The sequence below is a fragment of the Oleiphilus sp. HI0086 genome, from assembly GCF_001635225.1.
The window spans coordinates 1-4,065 of record NZ_LWFZ01000753.1 but is presented as its reverse complement, the minus strand read 5'-3'; the positions used below and the strand labels follow the sequence as shown (position 1 = coordinate 4,065).

The 4,065-nt window shown below is 42.4% G+C and carries 6 protein-coding genes; 4 read left to right on the top strand and 2 right to left on the bottom strand.

The window, feature by feature from the left end; all coding sequences use genetic code 11:
• Positions 1 to 26 precede the first annotated feature (26 nt).
• Together A3756_RS12900 and A3756_RS29055 are read left to right on the top strand one after the other, a co-directional pair.
• Positions 27 to 464, top strand: a complete 438-nt coding sequence (locus A3756_RS12900; RefSeq protein ID WP_068553637.1) for a DUF4124 domain-containing protein — start codon at positions 27 to 29, stop codon at positions 462 to 464.
• Positions 458 to 1,363: a peptidoglycan DD-metalloendopeptidase family protein gene (locus tag A3756_RS29055; protein WP_082865246.1), complete on the top strand. Its 906-nt coding sequence runs from the start codon at positions 458 to 460 to the stop codon at positions 1,361 to 1,363. The genes A3756_RS12900 and A3756_RS29055 overlap by 7 nt, the downstream gene beginning before the upstream one ends.
• 5 nt (positions 1,364 to 1,368) lie before the next feature.
• Here A3756_RS29055 and A3756_RS12890 read toward each other — a convergent pair whose 3' ends face one another.
• The gene (locus A3756_RS12890; RefSeq protein ID WP_068510452.1) at positions 1,369 to 1,824 is read right to left on the bottom strand and encodes a hypothetical protein; all 456 of its coding nucleotides are present in this window, start codon (positions 1,822 to 1,824) and stop codon (positions 1,369 to 1,371) included.
• Between the two features lie 293 nt (positions 1,825 to 2,117).
• On the opposite strand from A3756_RS12890, the gene A3756_RS12885 reads away from it, so the two are divergent.
• On the top strand, positions 2,118 to 2,642 hold the full coding sequence (locus tag A3756_RS12885; protein WP_068510450.1) for a hypothetical protein: 525 nt from the start codon (positions 2,118 to 2,120) through the stop codon (positions 2,640 to 2,642).
• 313 nt (positions 2,643 to 2,955) lie between these two features.
• The gene (locus A3756_RS12880) at positions 2,956 to 3,549 is read left to right on the top strand and encodes a proprotein convertase P-domain-containing protein (protein WP_068510448.1); all 594 of its coding nucleotides are present in this window, start codon (positions 2,956 to 2,958) and stop codon (positions 3,547 to 3,549) included.
• A gap of 120 nt (positions 3,550 to 3,669) precedes the next feature.
• On the opposite strand, the gene A3756_RS27720 is transcribed toward A3756_RS12880, so the two are convergent.
• A partial coding sequence (locus A3756_RS27720; protein WP_197481299.1) for a TetR/AcrR family transcriptional regulator occupies positions 3,670 to 4,065 on the bottom strand: 396 nt, incomplete at its 5' end.

The window sequence follows — 4,065 nt, the reverse complement described above, 5'->3', positions numbered from 1 at the left end:
AGCATACTAGACAAGGGAGTATTTAAGTGCAGACCAAACTACTATTTTTTATCACGCTCTGTGTACTGGTGTTACCAAATGTGAGTGCTGAGGTTTTTCGCTGGACTGACGCCAATGGGCAAGTTCATTTCAGTGATCACGCTCGAGCGCCTTCTGCTGCAAAAGAAGTCGAGATCGACACAAGCAAAATGAATATAACCAGTGAACTCAGCTCACCCGAGCAGCTTCAACGCCAGGCAGAAGATCTGGACGCATTACGCCAGCAAAAACTCGAACAATGGCAGAGTAAACGAAAGGATCAACCTACAAAGGACGATTGGTGTAATTGGGCACGATCTTATTTACAGACGATTGTAGGTCGTGTTGTTTTTCTCGATGACAATAATCAAGCTGTCAAGGTCTCTGAAAAAGAACGGAAGGAACGGGCCCAGAAATTAGCGAAAGATATAGAAAAACGATGCTAAAGCTAAGTTCCGTTGCGCTGACGTTCGCACTGATCTTTACGTCCTCGGTTCATAACGCACACGCCCAGATATACAAATATCAAGGTAGTGATGGTAAGTGGCACTATAGCGATAAAAAACCTGTTTCCAAGCAAACAAAAGTTGAGAGTATAAACTACCACAGCAAAACTAAGAAAACGCTTAAACCTCATCTCGTGCTTTCACACAGTGACAATGGAACTGACTTTATAGTTCACAACCCCTATTTTGCACCAATTCAAATATTCTTAAGTGTTGGCACGCATAAACTAAGCAAGCTTATTCCAGAAAATTCACAAGAAGCGGTATACCAAAGCCCGACCCGCATTTTTTCTGGCGAACATCGCTTCTACTATGTAATCGGCTCCCCTGACAGTCGTCATACACAAAGCCACTACTTACCACCATTCAAAAACTTTAAACCAATGAAAGTCACGCAAAGCTTCAAGGGCCGCTTTAGCCACAATTCGCAACCAAGCCTATATGCAATCGATATTGGTATGACAGTAGGAACCCAGATTAGCGCAGCGCGCGGTGGAGTCGTTATTTCGACAAAAGATGACTACGCCTCAGCTGGCGTTTCAAGCCCTTTTTTTATTGATAAAGCGAATGTCGTAAGAGTTCTTCACGATGATGGAACTTATGCGGTGTATGCACATTTACTCTTGGGCAGTATACGAGTGAAAGCTGGGGATAAAGTTAAGGCAGGTCAAATCTTGGCGCTCTCAGGGAACACGGGTTACTCCACAGGCCCACACCTACATTTTGTTATACGTAAAAATGACAAGGGGCGGAGCAAGTCTCTACCTTTCAAACTAATGCAAAAAGGAAGCCCACTTAAACCTGAGCAGGGCATGTGGTTGCTTCCAACTGGGCATTAAAATATTTACTTGATTCCTAGCTTACTTAGATCGCTGAGCTCTCGAGTTGCCATTTCTTCATTTAAGCGAGTAATCGTATATTTTGCTTGTTCTTGCTTCGCTTCTTCTTCCTTGTCTTTGAAGTAGACTTTAATTTCAAAACTATCCTGGGACTGAATAAGCGCCTCGGCTCTCACTAACTCGGTGTCTAGGCCTGGATACAAATCCAGCTTGCGCTTAACAATCTTTTTTATCTCGCCCTCTAAGCTTTTTAATGCATCCTTACTTGGGGCTGCGCCTTTCTGTTTACGTATAAAACGCTTCATTTTCAGCGCTCTATCAGCGCGAGAAAGCAAGGACATATTCCAGGCAACAACAAGCATATCTAGACGTGACTGTAATTCACTCGCACTGCCCGCTGAATAGAGTAGATCACCACTTATATCGACCAGCATTTGTGAAGTATTTTCTTGTTCCGACATAAGGCCTCTTATTGAAGGTAAGTAATATTCTTAAACTGCTTGCAGTATATCCCAGGCACCCAATGAGTGCATTAACTCTCAACAACACTACCTATATTGAACCGCAAGCCCGGCGATAAGCTGTCAATAGCGTTCACTAGTTGTTTTTGGCAAACTGGTCTCAAAATTAAACTATACGACAGTTAAAGATAACGTTAATATAAGTGCTATAAATACTGCTACTAGGGAAGCATTTCTTAAGGGAGCTCTTAAAGGAACTAAGGTAAGAATCATAGCATTTTCTGCCACAACGAATGACGTGGCTAAACTTTATCTTTAGTGAGCTGACTGTGATTATCACCATTATCCATACCCTTGAAGCGCTAGTTGTATTATTAATCGGCATCAAGTTTCTAAAGATTAGATCTTTATACAAAGAGGCTTACAGTCACAACTCTCTAGCAGCAACCAGTACCCCTGATTCCGTCCAGCAAACTAAGCACTCAAGAACAGTTGCCGCGCCAGGCAAGGCATCCAAGCCAAAGTCTTTTCTAAAAACGCTTCCCGAACCTGAAGTATTATTTTCAGTAGAAAATGAAAGCCTAAGTTCGAATGAAGCAACGAAACCTATCGCCAAAAAAGATTTACTAAATGATTATATCGATGACTTCTTTTTTGATGCGCCGTTACAAGAAAAGCCCGTAAATAAAGACGCTATTGTTCATAGCCATGTAAAAGATTCATCTAACGATGATGAGTTTATTACGATACAGGAAGAAAATGCTCAGGTAGTTAGAGCTATGGAATCATTGAAGAAGGAAATTGGACTAACAGTTTAAACCTACAGGGTAAACCGCTCAATGCCTTACAAGCACTCGCATAACCTAAGCAACACCTAGCATAGAAGCCCCTCATGCAAACCATTTAGCTAGTCTCTCCGGTGTTAGCAAGAAGCGATGCAATATTTTCTGGGTCATAGCAGCCACAAAAACAAAACATCTCATGTCAGTTTTTTTTACACATAAAGATCAACGATCTATAAGCACAAACTATAACAACCAAGCATTAATAGAATATATAAATAACGGCATAATTCCCGCTTACTTCAGTGAGTGCAAGAACGCACTAAAATTATTCTAAGGGAGTTTACACATGAAAAAACTAAAACCAGCATTAGTCGCTACAATGCTATGCGGCTCATCAGCAGCATTCGCTGTACCATTTAGCTATGACGCGATAGACGTTCCAGAAAGAATCCCTCAAGACGGAACAGCAGGTAACACCTACAGCTTTATCTTTAATACAGTTGGCGCCTCTGGAACCATCGCAGACCTAAATGTTTACATTGATATTGAACACACTTGGATGCAAGACCTAGATATCTTTATCACAAACACTTTTACAGGTACCGAAGTGCAGCTATTCGACCAGTATGGTGGCTCAGGTGATAACCTAGCTCAAGTCACTTTTGATGACGAAGCAGGAACTCATATAAGCACTGTCGCAGCGCCTTTTGGCCCAGGAACCTTCCAGGGCACTGAATTGCTTTCAGCATTTGATGGCGAGTCACTCAGCACTGTATGGCAACTTACCATCTTCGATAGATTAGCTGGCGACACAGGTACTCTTAATGCTTGGGGTATCAGTGGTGATACTGCCGACTCTGTGTCAGTAGCCGAGCCAGGTACTCTTGCTTTGCTTGGTCTTGGACTAGCAGGCCTTGGCTTTACTCGTAGAAGAGTTTAAGCATGATTTGCTGCCTCTGCATTAGAGGCAGCAACCTTCCGGCAAACATTGGTAGCTGGCCATTAATGTTGGCCGAATAAACCAGCTCTCAATAAGTAACGCTATACTTTACACCTCTACTTACTTAATCGCCAAGAGCAGTGCTTGTTCAGCCAAATCTTCAATTGATATTTCTCCATCCCGCTTATACCAGGTAGTCGTCCAGCTTAATGCTCCAGTTAAGAAACGACGTAAAATAAAAGTATCCGCCTTAATCTGCCCCTCTGCTTTAGCTTTATCTAAAGCACCTAACCATAGCTGCTCATATTCATCTCTAAGCTTAAGAATATCTCTTTGGTTTCCTTCGTTTAGGCTACGCCATTCATAGACTAGAACAGACATCGCATCCCCGGTAACACCCGTGATGGCTTCGATCTCACAAGTAATTAATGCAAGAACTTCTTCTTTGGCCGAACTTGCTGCAGCGAGTTTGGTACGCATCAGGTGCGTATTATAGATAATCACCTCTTCCATCAC